We start from the raw sequence: 19,350 nt of genomic DNA, 5'->3' as shown, positions 1-19,350 counted from the left end.
GCGCTACGGTGGAACACGAGAACCTCCGGGTTGGAGTGGGCCTTAGACAAGCCACATCCCACCCGGAGGTTCTCCCTTGTTCAACCAGACTCGCCGCTACCAACGTCCTGGCCGGGTACAGCTAGGGCGAGATGTGGTCCAGGTGCCTGTTGCGCGTGTGCGGCGTGAACTGGACCAGGATGGCCGCGATCACGAGGAACACCGAGATGAGCAGGAGCGCCCACAGGACCGACAGGTGCGGCAGGAACGGGGCGATCACCATGACCCCGATGCCGCCGCCGATGTGCCCGGCACCGTCGACGATCGCGAACCCCGTGGTGCGGGCCCGGGTGGGGAACGACTCCGCCGTGAGCGCGTAGGTCGGCGAGACCCACAGGTTGAAGCCCGCGAAGATAAGGATCGCGCCGAGGAACGAGAGCCAGATGTTGGTCCCCGCCGCGGCGACGACCAGCGAGCCGATGATCGTCACGGCCGCGCCGATCGGCAGCCAGTAGCGCCTCTCGAGCTTCTCCACGATGGCACTCATGATCGCGGCCTCCGCCACGAAGCCCAGCGTCCCGACCGCGGCTATCACGCCCGCCTCGGGCGGCGGGTACTGCAGGGCCGACAGGACGGCCGTGAACCCGGACGCGAACGAGTACACCGTGATGTACCCGATGAACCAGATGCAGAACAGGAGGACCATCCTGCGCACGTACAGCGGGCTCGTGAAGAGGTCCCGGTACGGGATCGGGGAGGGCGGAGTGATGGCGCCGTGGACGTCGGACGTGACCGGCTCGGCCAGCGGCCCGTGCTTCGCCGCCCTGGCTTCCATGTCGCGCACCACACGGTCCGCGTCGCCGAGGCGGCCCTGGCCGATCAGCCATCTGGGCGACTCGGGGAGCTCGATCCTCAGCAGCACCGCAATGACAGCCAAGAGCGCGCCGATGCCGTACATCCACCGCCAACCGGTCTCGAAGCTCGGGCCGGCCACAGCGAAGGGCAGGCCGAGCGGCCAGGGGGTGGGCGGCGTCGTGAGGAAGAGCCCCAGCCAGATCCCGAAGAACGCCCCGAGCGCGGACATGATGAAGATGATGGTCGTGAACTTCGCCCGCGCCGGGCGGGGCGCCACCTCGTTGATGTAGGTGTTCACGATCGCGAGGTCCGCGCCGATCCCGATACCGGTGACGATGCGGGCGATGTTGAAGTTCACGTAGTCGCCCACCAGCGCGTTGTAGAGCGAGCCCAGGCCCGTGATCAGCATCGTGATCATGAGCATGTTGCGCCGGCCGATCCGGTCCGCGATCGGGCTCAGGACCAGGGTGCCGAGCACGTAGCCGGCGAGGTTCAGCAGCACCGGGAGGGGAAGCGCCTCGAGCGCGGTCTCCGGGGTGCAGCCCTTGTTGAGCTCGATGCACGTCTGGATGAATGAGACGTTGATGTCGAAGATGTCGTAGAACGTGAACAGGAATCCGAGCCCGATGATGCCGATGAAGAGGTAGGAGAGACTCCAGACCTCGAGCCGTTCGAGCCGGGCGATGATCTGCGGTCCGGTCGGGCTGGCGCTCACTGCCCCGGTGCCCATGGATGCCGCCATGTGAATCAGCCTCCCGCAGCGGGGGGCGGCGCCGGTCGGCGTCGGGACCAGCCCCAGCTGCCGGCGCCATTGTCCGCCCGGCACGGGCTCCCGGCAAGGCCGGGGCGCTTGCGCCCGCTGGGCCGGCGGGGTCAGCTGGCCCAGGTCGGCCGGCGGGACCGGCTGGGGCGGCGGGGTCAGTCGAGCAGGAGCGCGGGCTCCTCCATGATCGCCGCGACGTCGGCCATGAAGCGGGCCGAGAGGTCGCCGTCGACCACGCGGTGGTCGAAGGAGCCGCCGAGGGTCGTGATCCACCGCGGGATCACCTCGCCCGAGACGACCCACGGCTTCTGCTTGATCGTGCCGAACGCCACGATGGCGACCTCGCCCGGGTTGATGATCGGGGTGCCGATGTCGATGCCGAGGGCGCCGATGTTCGTGATCGTCATGGTGCCGCCGGTCATGTCCGCGGGCTTGGTCTTGCCCGCGCGTGCCGTGGTCGCGAGGTCGTTGAGCGCGACCGCGAGTTCCTTGAGGGAAAGGTCCTGGGCATCCTTGATGTTCGGCACGAGCAGTCCGCGCGGCGTCGCAGCGGCGATGCCGAGGTTCATGTAGTGCTTGACGTGGATCTCGTCGCCCTGGTCCGAGGTCACCCATTCAGAGTTGACGCTGGGGTTGCGCGCTGCGGCCCAGATGACCGCCTTCGCGAGGATCAGCAGGGGCGAGACCTTGATGCCCTCGAAGTCGCGGGACTTCTTGAGCCGCTGGACGAACTCCATGGTGCGGGAGGCGTCGACGTCGACGAAGATGCTCACGTGCGGGGCGCTGAACGCCGAGTCGACCATGGCCTTGGCGGTCGCCTTGCGGACGCCGCGGACGGGGATGACCTCGATGCGCCGCTCGCGCGACTGCTTCGGGTGGTCCCAGAACTTCGGCGCCTCATCCAGCTCGCGCTCGCGCTGGGCCTGGTAGGACTCGAGGTCGGCGCGCGTCACCTCGCCCCGCGCGCCCGTGGCCGGGACGTCGGCGAGGTTGATGCCGAGCTCCTTCGCGATGCGCCGCACCGGCGGCTTGGCGAGGACCCGGGAGAGGAGCCCGACGACGCCGTTCCCCACCTCCCGCGGGGCGGTCGCGGCCTGCGGCGACGGCGCCGCGGCGGGTACGGGCTTCGCCTCACCCGCAGACGGCGCGGCCGTGGGTGCAGTGGTCGGCGCGGCGTCGGCCGGCGCAGCCTTCCGCGGTCGGCGCTTCGCGGCGTCGGCCTTCGGGCCCGACCCGACGAGCGGCCCGCTCTCCACTCCCGGCTCCTGCATCACCGGCACGGCCGACTCGGCGGCCGCGGCGGCGACGACGGAAGGCGCCGTGCCCTCAGAGGCGCTGGAGGCGGCGGCGGCCTCCGGGGATCGGTGGGCAGTCTTGGGCGGGAGGCCGCCGCTGGCGGAAGCGCCAGAGGAGGCCCCGCCGTCGTGCGCTGGCGCAGCGGCGCCTTCGCCGATCGCGATGATGGCCGTCCCCACTTCGATGGTCTCGTGCTCGGGCGCGAGCAGTTCGAGGACGGTCCCCGCGTACGGGCTGGGGAGCTCGACAAGGCTCTTGGCGGTCTCGATCTCGCAGATGATGTCGTTGATCGCGACCGTGTCCCCGGCCTTGACCTTCCAGGCGACGATCTCGGCCTCGGTGAGCCCTTCGCCGACGTCGGGGAGGGTGAAGATCTGCTGCGTCACGGGCTGTGCTCCTAGTAGGCGAAGGCGCGGTCGAGGGCTTCGAGGATGCGGTCGATGTCCGGGAGGTAGTGCTCCTCGACCTTCGCGACGGGATAGGGCATGTGGAAGCCCCCGACGCGGATCACGGGAGCCTCGAGGGACAGGAACGCCCGCTCGGAGACCCGCGAGGCGATCTCCCCGCCGATGCCGCCGAAGGTGGGCGCCTCGTGCGCGACGACGAGCCGGCCCGTCTTCTGGACGGAGGCGACGACGGCGTCGAAGTCGATCGGCGAGATGGAGCGGAGGTCGATGACCTCGACGCTGCGGCCGTCCTCTGCGGAGGCCTCGGCTGCTGCGAGCGCCACCGGGACGAGCGGCCCGTACGCCACGACCGTCGCGTCGGCGCCTTCGCGCACGACGTGCGCACGGAACGGGTCCGCGCTCGCTCCCGGGTCCTCGGTGTCGACCTCGCCCTTGAGCCAGTAGCGCCGCTTGGGCTCGAACACGATGACCGGGTCCTCGCAGGCGATGGCCTGCTGGGTCATCCAGTAGGCGTCGTGGGGGTTGGAGGGCGTGAGGATCCTCAGGCCCGCGGTGTGGGCGAAGAGCGCCTCAGGAGACTCCGAGTGGTGCTCGACCGAGCCGATCCCGCCGCCGTAGGGGATGCGGATGGTCACGGGCACGGTGATCTGGCCGCGGCTGCGCGCGTGCATCTTGGCCAGCTGGGTGGTGATCTGGTTGAAGCCGGGGAACACGAACCCGTCGAACTGGATCTCGGCGACGGGGCGGTAGCCGCGCATGGACAGCCCGATGCTCGTGCCGATGATCCCCGACTCGGCCAGGGGGCTGTCGACCACGCGGTCGCCGCCGAACTCTGACTTGAGTCCCTCGGTCACGCGGTAGACCCCGCCGAGGGTGCCGATGTCCTCACCCATGAGCAGGACGGTCTCGTCCTGGTCGAGGGCGGCGCGGAGGCCGGCGTTGATGGCCTTGGCGATCGTCATCGTGGGCATCAGCGGCCGCCTTCCGTGGTGTGCTCGGCGACGGCTGCGCCGTCGGGGTCCGCGAAGCCCGCCTCGTAGTCGCGGTGCCACGCGAGCTCCTCGGCCACGAGGGGGTGGGCCTCGGCGTACACGTGGGAGAAGGCGTCCTCCATGGTGGGCGGGGCGAAGCTGAGGACATCGGCCCGGGCCTTGGCGGCGAGGGCGTCGCCCTCGGCGGCAACGTCGGCGAAGAACGCGTCGTCCGCGATCCCCTGGTCGCGCAGGTACTTCTCGAAGCGCGCCAGCGGGTCCTTGGCGACCCACGACTTCTCCTCGTCGGTGAGCCGGTACTTGCTGGGGTCGTCGGCGGTCGTGTGTGCGCCCAGGCGGTAGGTGAACGCCTCGATGAGCACGGGGCCCTTACCGCTTCTGGCGCGCTCGAGGGCCCACTGGGTCACCGCGTAGACAGCGAGGACGTCGTTGCCGTCCACGCGCACGCCCGGGAAGCCGTACCCCTTTGCCCGGTTGAAGAGCGGCACGCGGGACTGGACCTCGGCCGGGACCGAGATGGCCCACTGGTTGTTCTGGCAGAAGAACACGACCGGCGCCTTGAAGCTCGCGGCGAAGACCATCGACTCGTGGACGTCGCCCTCGGAGCTCGCGCCGTCGCCGAAGTAGGCGACCACGGCGCCACGCTCGGAGTCCGCCGGGGCGGATCCGGCCGCCTGGGCGCGCGCGGCGTCGCGCTGCATGCCCATGGCATATCCCACCGCGTGGGGGACCTGGGCGGCGAGCACGAGGGTGTACAGGTGGAAGCCGGTCTGCCGCGGGTCCCATCCGCCGTTGGAGATGCCGCGGAAGAGGCGGAGGAGCTCGCCGAGCTCGACGCCGCGGGTCAGCGCGACGCCGTGCTCCCGGTAGGTGGGGAAGAGGTAGTCCTGGGGCTGGGTGGCCCGGCCGGATCCGATCTGGGCGGCCTCCTGGCCGCGCACGGGGACCCAGAGCGAGAGCTGCCCCTGCCGCTGCAGCGCCGTGGCTTCGAGGTCGAAGCGGCGCACCGCGGCCATGTCCCGGTACATGCCTCGAAGGGAATCTTCACTCAATCCCCGGATAGTCGACGCCAGCTTCGAGTCCCCGCGGAAGCGGCCCTCCTCGTCGAGGAGCTGGACCATGGCGTGATGGCCCTCAGCGCCGTCGTGCGCATGGGCTTCCAGCTCGAGCCAGAGCTCGTCCGGGATGTCGCTGAATTCGGTAGTGGGCAGTTCCACTCCCATACCGCCTCCTCGCTGCCGTTGGGTCACCGTCCCGGGGCCCGGGCGCGGGGTTCCGCCTGCATATATTCCAGATCAGGAATTCATTCCACGGGCGGAATATAGCGACGGCCCAGCTGCAACTCTACAGAGTGCGACCGGGCCGCCGCGCATGTCGATTACCTCAGGAAGTCCTCGGGCACCTTTGTGAAGGACCTACAGAGTTCGAGGAACCGCGTGTTCGCCTCGACTTCGCCGATGCTCACGCGCGCGCCCTCGACCCCGAACGCCCTCACGGACAGCGCCAGCTCCCCCGCGCGGGCCGCGAACTCGGGGGTTGCCTCACCGAGCGGCAGCCACACGAAGTTGCCCTGCGCGTCCGGGAGCTCCCAGCCCAGCTCGCGCAGACCGGCGACGACGCGGTCCCGCTCGTCCACAAGGCTTTGTACCCTTCCTACAACATCCTCGTAGTTGCGGAGCGAGGCGATCGCGGCGCTCTCGGCGATGGAGGACACCGCGAAGGGGGGAGCCGCCACGCGCAGGTACTGCGTGACCTCTGGGCGCGAGACCGAGTAGCCGACCCGGAGGCCTGCGAGGCCGTGGGCCTTCGAGAAGGTCCTGAGGACGACCACGTTGGGGTATGTCCGGTAGAGCTCGATCCCGTCCACGGCCTCCGGGTCACGGACGAACTCCTGGTACGCCTCGTCGACGACCACCAGGACGCTGCTCGGGACCGACTCGATGAACCGGACGGCCTCCGCGCGCCGCAGGGCAGGCCCCGTGGGGTTGTTGGGGCTGCAGAGCAGCACGACCTTAGTCCGCTCGTTGACCGCGGCGGCCATCGCCTCGAGGTCATGCCGCCCGTCCGCCGTGACGGGAACCTGCACGCTCTTGGCGCCGGCGAGTCCGACCGAGATGGGGTACGCCTCGAACGACCGCCACGCGTACACGACCTCGTCCTGGGTGCCGTCGTCCTGCTGGCCTGCGAAGGCCGCGAGGAGCTGGTTGAGGGCACCGAGGCTGCCCCCGCCAGTGACGATGTCCTCCGCCGGGACGTCGAGGAATGCTGCGAGGGCGGCGCGCAGCCGCGAGGCCACCGGATCCGGATAGCGGTTGATCGCACTCTCGTGCGCGATCGCCTCAAGGACGGCAGGGAGCGGCGGGAGCGGGTTCTCGTTGGAGGACAGCTTGTAGCTCTCGAGGCCCGGGACGGGAGCCGGGGGTTTGCCCGCGGCGTACTTGGGGAGCCGGTCGACGACTGGGCGAGGGATCACGCCCGCGACCCCGGCTGCGACGGCGGCGGCTTCGGCTCCGTCGGTCTGGTTCAGCGGTGAAGTCATACCGTCTAGGGTAGTCGTGGCCCAGGGCACAGTTTGCTGTGCGAGCATGGGCCCATGATGCAGTTCCTGCTCCGCGTCGTCGTCAATGCCGTTGCCCTGTGTGTCGCCGCGTGGCTCCTGCCGGGTATGGACATCACCTCCTCCGCCACGGCGGAGGCCGCGGCCGGGGCGGGGGCAGGAACTGCGAGCGATACGGTGGGCATCGTCCTCGCCTACCTGTTCATCGGCCTGATCTTCGGCCTCGTCAACGCCCTCGTCCGGCCCATCGTGAGCTTCCTGTCGCTGCCGGTCACGTGCCTGACCCTGGGCCTGTTCGCCCTCGTCATCAACGCCGCGATGCTCGCACTCACGGCGTGGCTGTCGAGCTACACGCCGGTCCACCTGACCATCGACTCGTTCTTCTGGACCGCCGTCCTTGGCGCGATCATCGTCTCCCTCGTCTCGGCGGTCGTGAGCTGGGTCGTCGGGGCAGACAGGAAGTAGCCGAGGACTCACCGGGACTCACCCGCCGTCTGCCGCCCGGACGCTGCAGGGGGCGCGGCCGCCGAGGCGGGCGCGGCGCCCGGGGCCGGCGTGGCAGGCGTTCTCGTGTCGGTGCCGGTGTAGATGAAGCGCACGCGCTGGCCTGCCGGCCCGGCTGTCTGCGCGTCCCCTCGGACGGCGGGCGCCGCCGAGGCCGCCGCGCCTCCTCCGAGGGCGGCGCCCAGGACGGCGGCATAGCCGACCACCGAGGGATCGGTCGACCGATCGAGCGCCTGGGCGTCGATCGCGTACCTGTCGAGCGAATGCGCGGCGCCGACGAGGCCGAAGACATCCTCCGCGAGCGGCCGGTCCCGATGCGCCGGGGTCCGGACGTCGACCACGTTCGGCGAAGGAACCGGCGCAGATCCCGACAGCGCGGGAACGACGTCATCCTCCTGCCGCACACTCAGCACCGCCACGTCATCTGGGATCGCGAAGGCCGTGGGGATGCCTCCGAGGACGGTGACGGCAGCCACCGGGTAGCGCCGCCGGAAGTCCTCGTCCTCGAGGAGGCCGAAGACGTGCAGGGAACCCTGGCTGTGGGCGTTGAAGACGACCACGTCGCCCTCCTTGAGGTCCTGGTCGGCGAGGGCGCGCTCGATGAGCTGCCGGGCATGGCTGTCCCGTGAGGCGAGACCGTGGAGGTTGCCCTCCGCGTCGAAGACGCCCCCGGCAGGATCGTCCGGATTCCAGGTCTGGGTCCCCGGGACAGTGACCATGAGCGCCGTCGTGCCGTCACCGCGCGGCATGCGCTCGACCAGAATCGACGACGGCGGGACCGGGCTCCCGTCTTCGAGGGCCGCCGCTCCCTGGGCCTGTCGCAGGCTCTGGGCCGCGTAGGCGAAGGACGCGGGACTGCCCTCCCCGCTGACGGCCTGCGACCTCGCAACACCGATGCGGTCCGATGGGCCTCCCGCGGGCAGCCAGGGGGCAAGCAGCGGGCCCAGCCCCCCGAGGGCCCCGGAGGCAGCGGCTGCGGATCCCACCGCCGCGACCCCGTTCAGACCCCCCGCGAGGAAGCGCCCGGGCCCGAACCGGACAAGGTTCCACGGGATTCCGGGGGCGACCGCCCCCACGAGGAACCGGGCGAGGCCCTGCAGCCCCTCGGCGCCGGAAGCCCGCCCCGCCTCGGCGTCGGCATAGGCGTGCGCTGAGGCGTCCACTGCCTGCCGAGTCGCCGCGAGGTCCAGCCGCAGAATACCGGCAGCCCGGACAAGTGCGGACGCGTCGTCGTCGAACCGCGCCGCCGCGGACCCAGCACACGCACCCCGCCACACCGCGGCGCGCGCCGACTCGATGCCGCCACCGATGCGCCCGGCGGCGTCAGCAGCCGAGGCGAGGGCGGACGCCGCCTCGGCCAGGGCGGCGGTGTCGACGCGGAACGCGGCGCCACCGGAGACCGTGAAGGTTGCAGGATCACGTTGACGGCGCCAGTCCGCGTCCTTCTCGTCGATGCTCATCGGCACTGGGCCCCTGGCGTCTGGGCGAGGAACACCGGCTGGGAAGGCGCCGGGGCGGGCAGCAGGGGCGTCGGCGCCGGCTGCGGCACGATCGGCGGCACCGGGCCAGCGAACACCGGACCTCGCGCGGACCCGGGCGGCGACACGGCGGCCAGAACGCCCGGACCGCCAGTTCCCTGGCCGCCAGCCCCCGGGCACGAGGCCGCGTCTGCCTGCAGCGCGACCAGGAGCGCGGCCAGCCCCGCGAGCGCCGTGGCCACGGCGGCGATCTGGAGACGAAGGGCCTCGGCCTTCATCCTGAACGCTGCCGCGGCCGGCCCGGACCACTCCGCCGACCGGGCCCTCGCGGCGGCCGCCTCGGCGGTCTGCGCCTCCTCCTGAGCGGCCGCCAGATGTCTGGACGCGGCCTGGAGGTCCGCCTCGCTGTGCCCGCGGCACGCCCCGGCGATGCCGGAAGCCGAGCCCGCTCCCGAGAAGCCGTCGTCTCCGTAGCCGCCCATTCCCGGACCCATGCCCGCCATGTCCGCTCCCCCCGTTCCGCCGCGCGCCCTCAGCCCGGCCTGTCCACGACGCTAGCGGCGGCCGCCGGGCAACGGGGGGCAACGGCGTCGTATGTGGACGACACGCCCAGGCGGCACCTGTGGAGGAGCAGTCGCCCTCCGTCCTTGCCCTCAGCGGCCGCGCGGCGACCGCAGGAGCTCCGTGGAAGAATGGAGGCCATGGCTGACTCCCCTTCGCGCATCCCGTCCGGACGACTCTCCCTGGCCGCTGCCGGTGAGACTGCGGGCGGGCCCGCACAGAACAGGATCGCCCTCGGGCCGCTCGACGGCCGCTACCGCCCGGCCGCCGCGCCGCTCGTCGACTACCTGTCGGAGGCCGCGCTGAACCGGGACCGCGTGGCAGTGGAGGTCGAGTGGCTCATCCACCTGACCCGCAACAGCGTCCTGCCCGGCGCCGGCCCCCTGCGCCCCGAGCAGGAGGAGGGCCTGCGGAAGATCGTGACCGAGTTCGACGCCGCCTCGGTCGCCGAGCTGGCGGAGATCGAAGCTGTCACGGTGCACGACGTCAAGGCCGTCGAGTACTACATCGGCCGCCGCCTGGAGTCCCTCGGCCTCAAGAACCTCACCCCGATGGTGCACTTCGGCTGCACGTCGGAGGACGTCAACAACCTCTCCTACGCCCTCGGCATCAAGGGCGCGGTGGAGGACGTGTGGCTGCCCGCCGCCCGCGCGCTGGTGGGGCAGGTAGCCGAGATGGCGCGGGCCAACCGGGACGTCCCCATGCTCTCGCGCACGCACGGCCAGCCGGCGACCCCCACCTCGCTCGGCAAGGAGCTCGCCGTCATCGCCCACCGACTGGGCCGCCAGCTCGACCGGATCGCGCGCACCGAGTACCTCGGCAAGATCAACGGTGCGACGGGCACCTACGCCGCACACTATGCCTCCGTCCCGACTGCAGACTGGCAGGAGGTCTCGAAGTCCTTCGTCGAGGGCCTCGGGCTGACGTGGAACCCGCTCACCACCCAGATCGAGTCCCACGACTGGCAGGCCGAGCTGTACGCGGACATGGCCCGCTTCAACCGGATCCTCCATAACGTCTGCACGGACATCTGGAGCTACATCTCGATCGGCTACTTCGCGCAGATCCCGGTCGCGGGCGCCACGGGCTCCTCGACCATGCCGCACAAGGTCAACCCGATCCGCTTCGAGAACGCCGAGGCGAACCTTGAGATCTCCTCCGCACTGCTCGACACGCTCGGCGCGACGCTCGTGACCTCGCGCTGGCAGCGAGACCTCACGGACTCCTCGAGCCAGCGCAACATCGGCGTCGCGTTCGGCCACTCGCTCCTGGCGATCTCCAACGTCGCGAAGGGCCTCGAGCGACTCGACGTTGCCGAGGACGTGCTCGCCGCGGACCTCGACACCAACTGGGAGGTCCTCGCCGAGGCGATCCAGATGGTCATGCGCGCCGAGGCGATCGCGGGTGTCGAGGGCATGGACAACCCCTACGAGCGGCTCAAGGACCTCACACGCGGCCACCGCGTCGACGCGGCCCGCATGAAGGAGTTCGTCTCCGGGCTCGGCCTCTCCGCCGACGCGGAGGCCCGCCTCCTGGCCCTGACCCCCGCCACCTACAACGGCATCGCGGCCGACCTCGTCGAGCACCTCGGCTGACCCTGCCGCACGGCAGGCACCATTGCTCCCTTTGAACTCGTTTGATGTCGATTGGCGCCCTCACCCACGGACGTGTATAGTTGGTTGAGCGCCGCGGGGTGGAGCAGTTCGGTAGCTCGCTGGGCTCATAACCCAGAGGTCGCAGGTTCAAATCCTGTCCCCGCAACCACTCTCGAAGAGGCCCCCGATCCAGTTGGATCGGGGGCCTCTTCCATGTCCGGGCCGGGGAGGCGCCCACTCTGCGGGTGAGACGCCTGACAGCCGTTAGGAATCCGTAAATAAGCCCCGGGGGGCGGGAGGCGTCGCCTAGGATCGTTACCGCCGGGTATCCCCCCAAAGCCCGGCACCGCGGGCGCGTCGCCAGCCAGCCCCCCAAGGCCTGACGGCGCGCCCGTTCCCGCGCGGCGTACGGTCAGCCAGCGGCAGCAGCCCGGCCGGCCACGCGTCCCGAGAACAGGCATCCGCCCAGGAACGTCCCCTCGAGCGCGTTGTATCCCATCATGCCGCCGCCGCCGAACCCGGCCGCCTCCCCCGCCGCGAAGAGCCCCGGGACCACGAGGCCTGCCGGCGACATGCAGCGCGCCGACAGGTCGGTCTCGAGGCCCCCGAGCGCCTTGCGCGTGAGCACGTTGAGCCGCACCGCGACCAGCGGGCCGTGCTTGGGGTCCAGGATGCGGTGCGGCGCGGCCACACGGATGAGCCGGTCGCCGACATAGCGGCGGTGCGAGCGCAGGAACGTTACCTGGGCGTCCTTCCCGAAGGCGTTCGCGATCTCGGCGTCCCGCGCCTCCAGGACGGTCCGCACCGCGGCCTCCGTCAGCAGCCCCGGCTCGCCCACCCGGTTCATCCCCTCGACCAGCTCGCCGAGCGAATCGGCCACCACGAAGTCCTCCCCGTGCTCCATGAACGCCTTCACGGGACCCGGCGCTCCCGGCCGCACCCGGGAGGCCAGCAGCCGGAGGTCCCTGCCCGTCAGGTCGGGGTTCTGCTCGGACCCCGAGAGGGCGAACTCCTTCTCGATGATCGACTGCGTGAGCACGAACCACGAGTAGTCGTAGCCGGTCCCGCGCAGGTGCCTGAGGGTGCCCAGCGTGTCGAACCCGGGGAACAGCGGCGCCGGCAGGCGCCGGCCCAGGGCATCGAGCCACACGGATGAGGGCCCCGGCAGGATCCGCACGCCGTGGTTCTCCCACACGGGATCCCAGTTCCGCAGCCCCTCGGTGTAGTGCCACATCCGGTCGGCGTTGATCAGCCGCGCACCCGCCGCCTCCGCGATGCCCAGCATCCGCCCGTCCACGTGCGCTGGCACGCCGGCCACCATCGACGTCGGCGGGGTCCCCATCCGCTGCGGCCACAGCCTCCGCACCATCCCGAGGTTTCCGCCCATCCCGCCGGATGCGACGACGACGGCGCCCGCCTCCACCTCGAACACCCCCACCACGTCGCGGCCGCTCGCCTTCCCACGCTGTGCCGACGACGGCGCGAGGCGGGCCCCGCGCACGCCGGTGGCCGCGGCGTCGTGCGTCACGACCTCGTCGACGCGGTGCCGGAACAGGAAGCGGATGCGGGCGGCGTCCGCATGTGCGCGGGCGCGGCGGATGAACGGTGCCAGGATGCCGGGGCCGGTCCCCCAGACGATGTGGAAGCGCGGCACGGAGTTGCCGTGCCCCTCGGCGCGACCGTCGCCGCGCTCGGCCCAGCCCACGACGGGGAAGAACCGTACTCCGAGGGAGTGCAGCCAGGCGCGCTGCTCACCCGCCGCGGATTCGAGGTAGGCCTCGGCCCAGGCGCGGGGCCAGTAGTCCTCGGGGCGGTCGAACTGGGCGGACCCCAGCCAGTCCTGCCGGGCGAGCGCGAGCGAGTCGCGCACGCCCATCCGCCGTTGCTCGGGCGAGCCGACGAGGAACAGCCCGCCGAACGACCAGTGCGCCTGCCCGCCCAGCGACTGCGGCGGCTCCTGGTCGAGCACCACGACATCCCGGCCCGCGTCGGCGGCCTCGACGGCGGCGACAAGCCCCGCGAGACCGGCCCCCACCACCACCACATCGGCGTGTATCACTTCCCGTGAGTCGACCATCCCCCCAGCCTCCCGAGGCATGGACCCTGCGTCAACGCCCGGGACCGACGGCATACTGGTTCCATGTCCGGCTGCTGCGGTCCCACGAATCCCGCCCGCGATCCCGAGCCCGACGGCGGCTACAGCCGGATCTTCAGCACCCGCTTCTCCCGCAGCGTCTCCCGGCGCTACGAGCGCCGCGGCCTCACCGGCACCGAGAGGCGGATGATCGGCTTCCTCGAGGCGTCCCTCCCCCGCGGCCTCGGGCAGGCCACCGTCCTTGAGGTCGGCGGCGGTGCCGGCGAGATCCAGCTCGAACTGCTCAAGCGCGGTGCCGCCAGCACCACCAACCTCGAGCTCTCGGGCGCCTACGAGGCGGACGCCGCGCGGCTCATCGCACGGGCCGGGGTCGCGGCACGCGTGCGCCGCAGCGTGGGCGTCGACCTCGCCGAGACGCCCGACGCCGTCGAGCCGGCAGACGTCGTCGTCCTCCACCGCGTGGTGTGCTGCTACCCCGACTACGAGCGGCTCCTCGGGGCGGCGGCGGACCACGCCCGCCGGGCGCTCGTCTTCAGCTACCCGCCGCGGAACCCACTCACCCGCTGGTGGGTCGCGATGGGGAACGCCCTCCTCGCCCTCGGAGCGGGCAGCTTCCGGGCCTTCGTCCATCCGCCCGAGGCGATGCTCGACGTCGTGCGCCGGCACGGGCTCCAGCCCGTCTACAGGCGTCGGGGCGGCGCGTGGTGCATCGCGGGGGCCGTGCGGCCGTCCTGAGCTGACATTTCCCCTCAATGTCCGGGCGTGTTCTGGCCTGCATCTGCCGGTGGAGGCTGCGGAGCGGTACCGTGACGGCCACGGGCCTGCCTCGGCCCGCGACCGCGATCAAAGGAGCTCCACATGGCTGTTGACTGGACAGAGCAGATCAAGAAGTTCGCGCCGAACGCCGACGATGAGGCCGCAGCGGGAATCATCCGGCACTGCGGGATCTCGCTCCAGAGCGCTGACGCCTCCCTCGTCTCGTTCGGCGACAAGTCCGAGACGGTCCGGATCCGCGACGGCTTCCTGAAGAAGAAGCTGGGCCGCACGGAGGACGACGAGACGCTCGACGCCGCCATCCAGCAGGTGGGCGAGAAGATGAAGGGCACGTCGCGCCGCCAGCGCCCGACGGTCTACTACCTCCTCGCAGACCACTTCGGGCAGCTCGACCTCTTCAAGAAGGCCAAGTAGCCCGTCCGCCCGCCGTCTGGGGGTCAGGTTCTCGGGGTCACATCAGAAGCGACCCCCAGGACCTGACCTTCAGGATGTGACCTTCAGACGGGCGGGGGCGGGGCTCAGGGCCCCGATGACCTCTTCCGCTCGCACCGTCCCGCTGGAGGCCGCCGCCGAATAGGACCCCCGCACGTCTGGGGGTCACCTCCTGGGGGTCACCTCCCCCAGGGCGGTGAGGCACGACGCCGGCGGGCCGGGCTCCGTACCCGGCCCGCCGGCGTCGTGCCTCAGGACAGGGCGTACGTCAGGGACATGACCCGTCAACGCTGCGGGGTCAGAGGCCCGCGACGTCCGTCCCGGTCGGGTCGAGGCCGGTCAGGTCCGTCGCCGCCAGGCCCGGGCCGCCGAGGTCGAGGGTGTGCGCGGTATGGTCGCGCTTCGCCTCGAGGTAGCGGACGTTGTTGGCGGAGAGGTGCACGCCGGTCGGGACACGCTCGGACACCCCGACCCCGAACGACTCGAGCTGCGCTGCCTTGTCGGGGTTGTTGGAAAGGAGCCGGATCCGTTCCACGCCGACGGCGCCGAGCATCTGGGCGGCGACGAGGTAGTCGCGCTCGTCGTCGCCGCGGCCGAGGGCGCGGTTGGCGGCATACGTGTCGAGGCCCTGGTCCTGGAGGGCATAGGCGTCGAGCTTTGCGTACAGCCCGATCCCGCGGCCCTCCTGCCGCAGGTAGAGGAGGAACCCGCCCTCCCCGGAGATCCGCTCGACGGCCTCGCGGAGCTGGGGCCCGCAGTCGCAGCGCAGGGACCCGAGGACATCCCCCGTGAGGCACTCGCTGTGCGGCCGCACGAGGGGGGCCGCGCCGCCGTCGGCCGCCCGCGCGAGGGCCCCTTCCCAGTCGCCGAGCCCGAGCAGGAGGTGCTCGAGGGGGTCGGCGAGGTGCCGGAACGTGAACACGTCCGCGGTCGTTGTGAAACCGTCGGGCAGCGCGAGCGGCACTCGGACGTGGGTGCGGACTTCGGGGCCCGGCGCCTCCGGGCTGTGGTGTGCTGGCATTGGCCCCTTCTCTCCACGCTCGCCGTCGATCTAAAATAGCCTAACCCGATTTTACACAGGCCCGGTTCCGGGAGGCAGTCGTGGCGGACGCAGCGCAGTCAAAGGTCATCTCCCTCTGGATCGCCACCGCGCAGGAGACGGACTACCCGCCTCTGGACAGCGATCTGGACGTGGACGTCGCGGTGGTCGGCGGGGGCATCGCCGGGCTGACGGCCGCGCTGGAGCTCAAGCGGCGGGGCCTCACGGTGGCCGTGATCGAGGGCTCCCGGATCGGCACCGGTGTCACCGGGAACACGACCGGCAAGGTCACCTCGCTGCACCGCCTCGCTTACGGCACGCTCGCCGCGGACCACGGCGAGGACGCGGCCCGGGCCTACGGGCAGGCCAACGAGGCCGCCCTCGAGCACATTGCCAAGACCGTCGCGGCCGAGGACATCGACTGCGGCTTCCGCCGCGTCGCCAACTACACCTACGCCGCATCCGTCGAGCACCTCCCGGCGATCCGCGCCGAAGCCGAACTCGCCGCCCGGCTCGGCCTGCCGGCGTCGTACACCGCCGACGTCCCCCTCCCCTTCCCCGCCGCGGGGGCCGTCCGCTTCGACCACCAGGCCCAGCTCCACGCCGTGAAGTACCTCCGCGGACTCGCGCGGGCCGTGGACGGCGGCGGCAGCGTCGTCGTCGAACGCACCGTGGTGACGGAGCTGCGCGACGGCACCCCGGCCGAGGCCGTCACGGACCGTGGCACGGTGCGGGCGCGGGACATCGTCGTTGCGACCAACGTCCCGATGGGCGACGGCGGCCGGTACCGCGAGCGGCTCACGCTGCACCGCTCGTACATCGTCGCGAGCCCCGTCCCGGGCGGGAGCCTGCCGGAGGACGCGACGTTCATCAGCGCCGACGAGCCCATGCGCTCGATCCTGTCCGCCCGGGAGGGCGGGACCGACTACGTGCTCGTGGGCGGCGAGGGCCATCCGGTGGGCGGCGACGGCGGGGCGCTTGGGGCCAGTTCCGCGGAGCGGTTCGACCGGCTCGCCGAGTTCTCCCGGGAGCGGCTCGGCAGCGGCGCGCCCGCCTACCGCTGGTCCACCCAGGACACGCTCCCCGCGGACGGGCTGCCGTTCGCCGGCCCCCTCACCCCGGAGGCGCGCCACGTGTACGTCATCACGGGCCTGCGGAAGTGGGGCCTCACGAACGGAACCGCCGCGGCGCTCGCCGTCGCCGACGCGATCACGGGCGGCGCGAGCCCGTGGGCGGGGCTGTTCGACAGCACGCGGGAGGTCGCCCCCGCGCGGCGGCCCGAAAGCACGACGGCGGAGGCTCGCCTCCCGCCGTGGCGTGGGCTCCCGCGGCTGGCACCGCGGGAGGGCGCCGTGTTCGACGTGGACGGGAAGGCCACCGCCCTCTACGCCGACGACTCCGGCGCGCCCCACGCGCTCTCCGCCCGGTGCACGCACCTGCGCTGCGTCGTGGAGTTCAACCGGGGCGCCGACGGCGAGGCGCCCACGTGGGACTGCCCGTGCCACGGCTCGCGGTTCGCCCTCGACGGCACCGTCATCCAAGGCCCGGCCGAGAAGGACCTCGCCCGGCGCGACCTCCCCCGATGACCACTGGTCCGGCCCATTCCCCCCAGGCCCGCGCCCCCCTCTCATCGACTGCTCCGTAAGTGTCGTTTTGGGGCCCTATAACGACACTTACGGAGCAGTCGATGAGTGGGGGTGAGCGAGGCTGGAGAGGAGTGAACTAGGCCCGCTTCAGGAACGACTCGACCTTGGACGGATCGCGCTCGACGACGTCCCCGAGGACCTCGTCCGCCTTCGCGAGGAGGGCCGGGTCGAGGGCGACGCCAGAAGCGGTGACGTTGTCCTTGATCTGCTCGGGCTTGGACGCGCCGATGATCGCCGCCGAGACGTTCTTGTTCTGCAGCACCCAGGCCACCGCGAATGCCGCCATGGACAGGCCTGCCTCCTCGGCGAGCGGCCGCAGCGCCTGGACCCGCTCGAGCACGGTGTCCTGGAGGTACCGGTGGTCCGCCTTGACGGTGCCCTCGGCCGTCGAGAAGCGGGATTCCGCCGGCGCGGTCTGGGCGCCGGGCCGGTACTTGCCCGTGAGGACGCCCTGCGCGATCGGGGACCAGACGATCTGCCCGAGCCCGAGTTCCTCGGACAGCGGCACGACTTCCGCCTCGATCACGCGCCAGAGCAGGTTGTACTGCGGCTGGTTCGAGACGAGCCGGATGTTCAGCTCGGTGGCAAGCTCATGGCCGGCGCGGATCTCGTCCGGGGTCCACTCGGAGACTCCGATGTAATGCGCCTTGCCCGCGTGGACGATGTCCGCGAAGGCCTGCATGGTCTCCTCGAGCGGGGTCTCGTAGTCGTACCGGTGGGCCTGGTAGAGGTCCACGTAGTCGGTGCGGAGTCGGCGGAGGGAGCCGTTGATGGACTCCATGATGTGCTTGCGGGAGAGGCCGCGGTCGTTCTTGCCCTCGCCCGTGGGGAAGTAGACCTTGGTGAAGATCTCGAGGCCCTCGCGGCGTACCCCCGCCAGTGCCTCCCCGAGCGCGGACTCGGCGCGGGTGCCGGCGTAGGCATCGGCGGTGTCGAAGGTCGTGATGCCGAGGTCGAGCGCCGTCCGGACGCAGGCGGTCGCGGCCTCCTGGTCGATCTGGTCGCCGTGCGTGACCCAGTTGCCGTAGGCGATCTCCGAGACGTACATGCCCGAGGTGCCGAGCTTGCGGTATTCCATGGGGTTCCTTCCGTGGATTGGCTGCGATGTGTCCAAGACGTGCGGTGTTTCCGCCTGCTCCTCCGGGCGGTCCTCAGGGGAGGCCTGCACGGAGCCGTCGGGGCGGAGCAGTGCTACCGCGGACTACGAGACGTGGCTCGATCCGTCCGCCGCGTGGTTCTCCCCCGGCCAGGGCAGCCACAAGCGCCTCGGCTGCGAGGGCACCCTGGCGGGACACATCGTGGTCCATGGTCGTGAGCGAGACGGCGTCGGCCAGCTCGTGGTTGTCATAGCCGACCACGGACATGTCCTCGGGGACCCGCAATCCTGCCCCCCGGAGGGTCTTGAGGACCCCGAATGCGATCTCGTCTGATGCAGCGAAGACCGCCGTCGGCGGCTCGGCCAAGGTCAGGAGCGCGGCGGCGGCGGCCGCACCCGAGGCCACCGAATTCTCGACGTCGAGTACGAGCGCTGGGTCCTCAGGGAGTCTCGCCTCGGCCAGCGCCGCCCGGTAGCCCTGGAGCCGCTCGGCAGGAGGGACGCCCCCGAGCGTCGCACCCGGCTCGTCACGGATGCCGATGAAGGCGATCCGTTCGTGGCCGAGGTTGACGAGGTGGCGGGTGGCAGAGCGCCCTCCCTCTCGGTCCTCGACGCTCACGGACGACGCTTCCGGCCGCTCCGATCCGACCAGCGCGATGACCTGCGCCTGCCGGACGAGCGCCTCCATCTCGTCATCGCGAAGCTGGAGGGCGAGGACGATCGCTCCATCCGAACGCCCACGAAGGCGGGCGCCTCCAAAGAAGGCGCGGCGGAGATCCGGGGTCGCGAGCTCGACGAGCAGCATGTCGTACGCTTCACGGGCTAAGACTCGGCCCGCCGCAGCGATCACCTCGGCGAAGAACCACTTCGAAAGCTGCGGCACCACCACCGCCACTGTCCGAGTACGGCCCGTCGCCAGGCGGGAGGCGCTCGGGGATGCGGAATATCCGAGCAGCTCGGCCGCTTCTTGCACGCGCTTGCGTGTGCCCATTGCGATTCCCTCGACACCGCGGAGGGCCCGCGAAACCGTGGAAACAGACACTCCAGCATGGGCGGCGACATCTCGGACCGAAACTGGCACATGACGAGCGTAACGTGGAATCAGTCAAGATCGCAAGCGCTTGCGAACCGGTTCGTGTCAGACCTGGACGGTGATGGATTTGGCGGCGGCGGATTCCTCGATGGCGGCCAGGACGCGCTGGACCTGGAGGCCTTCGTCGAAGGAGGGGGAGGGGGCGGTGCCGTCGCGGATGGCGGTGAGGAAGTCGCGGATCTGGTGGG

16 protein-coding genes, 1 tRNA gene and 1 pseudogene are annotated in these 19,350 nt (G+C 71.2%); 6 read left to right on the top strand and 12 right to left on the bottom strand.

From position 1 onward, the window contains the following. Positions 1 to 121 precede the first annotated feature (121 nt). The 5 genes from ACQ5BE_RS18715 to ACQ5BE_RS18695 form a co-directional block, all read right to left on the bottom strand. Positions 122 to 1,576: an MFS transporter gene (locus tag ACQ5BE_RS18715; RefSeq protein ID WP_430298459.1), complete on the bottom strand. Its 1,455-nt coding sequence runs from the start codon at positions 1,574 to 1,576 to the stop codon at positions 122 to 124. A gap of 176 nt (positions 1,577 to 1,752) precedes the next feature. After that, positions 1,753 to 3,279: a dihydrolipoamide acetyltransferase family protein gene (locus ACQ5BE_RS18710; protein WP_430298458.1), complete on the bottom strand. Its 1,527-nt coding sequence runs from the start codon at positions 3,277 to 3,279 to the stop codon at positions 1,753 to 1,755. A gap of 11 nt (positions 3,280 to 3,290) precedes the next feature. Beyond that, complete coding sequence (locus ACQ5BE_RS18705; protein ID WP_430298457.1) at positions 3,291 to 4,271, bottom strand: alpha-ketoacid dehydrogenase subunit beta; 981 nt, start codon at positions 4,269 to 4,271, stop codon at positions 3,291 to 3,293. Then, positions 4,271 to 5,515: a pyruvate dehydrogenase (acetyl-transferring) E1 component subunit alpha gene (pdhA, locus tag ACQ5BE_RS18700; protein WP_430298456.1), complete on the bottom strand. Its 1,245-nt coding sequence runs from the start codon at positions 5,513 to 5,515 to the stop codon at positions 4,271 to 4,273. The genes ACQ5BE_RS18705 and pdhA overlap by 1 nt, the downstream gene beginning before the upstream one ends. Before the next feature lie 155 nt (positions 5,516 to 5,670). Beyond that, positions 5,671 to 6,831, bottom strand: a complete 1,161-nt coding sequence (locus ACQ5BE_RS18695; RefSeq protein WP_430298455.1) for a histidinol-phosphate transaminase — start codon at positions 6,829 to 6,831, stop codon at positions 5,671 to 5,673. 54 nt (positions 6,832 to 6,885) lie between these two features. Between ACQ5BE_RS18695 and ACQ5BE_RS18690 the strand changes: the two genes are divergently transcribed. Further along, entirely contained in the window at positions 6,886 to 7,314 is a 429-nt protein-coding gene (locus tag ACQ5BE_RS18690) for a phage holin family protein (protein ID WP_208710720.1), read from the top strand. A gap of 8 nt (positions 7,315 to 7,322) precedes the next feature. On the opposite strand, the gene ACQ5BE_RS18685 is transcribed toward ACQ5BE_RS18690, so the two are convergent. Both ACQ5BE_RS18685 and ACQ5BE_RS18680 read right to left on the bottom strand, forming a co-directional pair. Next, positions 7,323 to 8,813: a hypothetical protein gene (locus tag ACQ5BE_RS18685; protein WP_430298454.1), complete on the bottom strand. Its 1,491-nt coding sequence runs from the start codon at positions 8,811 to 8,813 to the stop codon at positions 7,323 to 7,325. Beyond that, complete coding sequence (locus ACQ5BE_RS18680; protein WP_430298453.1) at positions 8,810 to 9,334, bottom strand: hypothetical protein; 525 nt, start codon at positions 9,332 to 9,334, stop codon at positions 8,810 to 8,812. The genes ACQ5BE_RS18685 and ACQ5BE_RS18680 overlap by 4 nt, the downstream gene beginning before the upstream one ends. Positions 9,335 to 9,532: 198 nt before the next feature. On the opposite strand from ACQ5BE_RS18680, the gene purB reads away from it, so the two are divergent. Then, positions 9,533 to 10,987 carry an adenylosuccinate lyase gene (gene purB / locus ACQ5BE_RS18675; RefSeq protein WP_430298452.1) on the top strand — a complete coding sequence of 485 codons (1,455 nt, stop codon included), beginning with the start codon at positions 9,533 to 9,535 and terminating at the stop codon, positions 10,985 to 10,987. A gap of 92 nt (positions 10,988 to 11,079) precedes the next feature. Continuing rightward, a tRNA-Met gene (locus ACQ5BE_RS18670) sits at positions 11,080 to 11,156 on the top strand. 243 nt (positions 11,157 to 11,399) lie between these two features. Here ACQ5BE_RS18670 and ACQ5BE_RS18665 read toward each other — a convergent pair. Further along, a complete protein-coding gene (locus tag ACQ5BE_RS18665) occupies positions 11,400 to 13,064 on the bottom strand; it encodes an FAD-binding dehydrogenase (RefSeq protein ID WP_430298451.1) in 1,665 nt (554 codons plus the stop codon). A gap of 63 nt (positions 13,065 to 13,127) precedes the next feature. Here ACQ5BE_RS18665 and ACQ5BE_RS18660 point away from each other — a divergent pair, with 63 nt between their 5' ends. After that, the gene (locus tag ACQ5BE_RS18660; RefSeq protein WP_430298450.1) at positions 13,128 to 13,817 is read left to right on the top strand and encodes a class I SAM-dependent methyltransferase; all 690 of its coding nucleotides are present in this window, start codon (positions 13,128 to 13,130) and stop codon (positions 13,815 to 13,817) included. Positions 13,818 to 13,940: 123 nt separating this feature from the next. Beyond that, the gene (locus ACQ5BE_RS18655; protein WP_430298449.1) at positions 13,941 to 14,270 is read left to right on the top strand and encodes a DUF2853 family protein; all 330 of its coding nucleotides are present in this window, start codon (positions 13,941 to 13,943) and stop codon (positions 14,268 to 14,270) included. 316 nt (positions 14,271 to 14,586) lie between these two features. On the opposite strand, the gene ACQ5BE_RS18650 is transcribed toward ACQ5BE_RS18655, so the two are convergent. Further along, positions 14,587 to 15,309, bottom strand: coding sequence for a GTP cyclohydrolase II (locus ACQ5BE_RS18650; RefSeq protein WP_430298448.1), 723 nt, complete (start codon positions 15,307 to 15,309; stop codon positions 14,587 to 14,589). Positions 15,310 to 15,389: 80 nt separating this feature from the next. On the opposite strand from ACQ5BE_RS18650, the gene ACQ5BE_RS18645 reads away from it, so the two are divergent. Then, entirely contained in the window at positions 15,390 to 16,913 is a 1,524-nt protein-coding gene (locus ACQ5BE_RS18645) for an FAD-dependent oxidoreductase (protein WP_430298447.1), read from the top strand. Between the two features lie 136 nt (positions 16,914 to 17,049). Here ACQ5BE_RS18645 and ACQ5BE_RS18640 read toward each other — a convergent pair whose 3' ends face one another. The 3 genes and pseudogenes from ACQ5BE_RS18640 to ACQ5BE_RS18630 all read right to left on the bottom strand — a co-directional run. Then, the gene (locus tag ACQ5BE_RS18640) at positions 17,050 to 18,051 is read right to left on the bottom strand and encodes an aldo/keto reductase family protein (RefSeq protein ID WP_430298446.1); all 1,002 of its coding nucleotides are present in this window, start codon (positions 18,049 to 18,051) and stop codon (positions 17,050 to 17,052) included. Between the two features lie 73 nt (positions 18,052 to 18,124). Beyond that, a complete protein-coding gene (locus tag ACQ5BE_RS18635) occupies positions 18,125 to 19,150 on the bottom strand; it encodes a LacI family DNA-binding transcriptional regulator (protein WP_430298445.1) in 1,026 nt (341 codons plus the stop codon). Between the two features lie 57 nt (positions 19,151 to 19,207). Then, a pseudogene (locus tag ACQ5BE_RS18630) lies at positions 19,208 to 19,350 on the bottom strand (gfo/Idh/MocA family oxidoreductase); the annotation flags it as partial.

It is taken from the genome of Sinomonas sp. B1-1 (genome assembly GCF_050474465.1).
GTDB classification, from domain to species: Bacteria; Actinomycetota; Actinomycetes; order Actinomycetales; family Micrococcaceae; genus Sinomonas; species Sinomonas flava.
Note: the sequence above shows the minus strand (reverse complement) of the source record. Positions and strands in the feature narration are given on the sequence as shown.

Bases quoted from the DNA above. Each gene is read 5' to 3' on its own strand.
- ACQ5BE_RS18660 (WP_430298450.1), top strand. From the start codon at position 13,128: ATGTCCGGCTGCTGCGGTCCCACGAATCCCGCCCGCGATCCCGAGCCC.
- ACQ5BE_RS18650 (WP_430298448.1), bottom strand. From the start codon at position 15,309: ATGCCAGCACACCACAGCCCGGAGGCGCCGGGCCCCGAAGTCCGCACC.
- ACQ5BE_RS18665 (WP_430298451.1), bottom strand. From the start codon at position 13,064: ATGGTCGACTCACGGGAAGTGATACACGCCGATGTGGTGGTGGTGGGG.
- pdhA (WP_430298456.1), bottom strand. From the start codon at position 5,515: ATGGGAGTGGAACTGCCCACTACCGAATTCAGCGACATCCCGGACGAG.
- ACQ5BE_RS18715 (WP_430298459.1), bottom strand. From the start codon at position 1,576: ATGGCGGCATCCATGGGCACCGGGGCAGTGAGCGCCAGCCCGACCGGA.
- ACQ5BE_RS18655 (WP_430298449.1), top strand. From the start codon at position 13,941: ATGGCTGTTGACTGGACAGAGCAGATCAAGAAGTTCGCGCCGAACGCC.
- ACQ5BE_RS18640 (WP_430298446.1), bottom strand. From the start codon at position 18,051: ATGGAATACCGCAAGCTCGGCACCTCGGGCATGTACGTCTCGGAGATC.
- purB (WP_430298452.1), top strand. From the start codon at position 9,533: ATGGCTGACTCCCCTTCGCGCATCCCGTCCGGACGACTCTCCCTGGCC.
- ACQ5BE_RS18695 (WP_430298455.1), bottom strand. From the start codon at position 6,831: ATGACTTCACCGCTGAACCAGACCGACGGAGCCGAAGCCGCCGCCGTC.
- ACQ5BE_RS18680 (WP_430298453.1), bottom strand. From the start codon at position 9,334: ATGGCGGGCATGGGTCCGGGAATGGGCGGCTACGGAGACGACGGCTTC.
- ACQ5BE_RS18690 (WP_208710720.1), top strand. From the start codon at position 6,886: ATGATGCAGTTCCTGCTCCGCGTCGTCGTCAATGCCGTTGCCCTGTGT.
- ACQ5BE_RS18685 (WP_430298454.1), bottom strand. From the start codon at position 8,813: ATGAGCATCGACGAGAAGGACGCGGACTGGCGCCGTCAACGTGATCCT.
- ACQ5BE_RS18705 (WP_430298457.1), bottom strand. From the start codon at position 4,271: ATGCCCACGATGACGATCGCCAAGGCCATCAACGCCGGCCTCCGCGCC.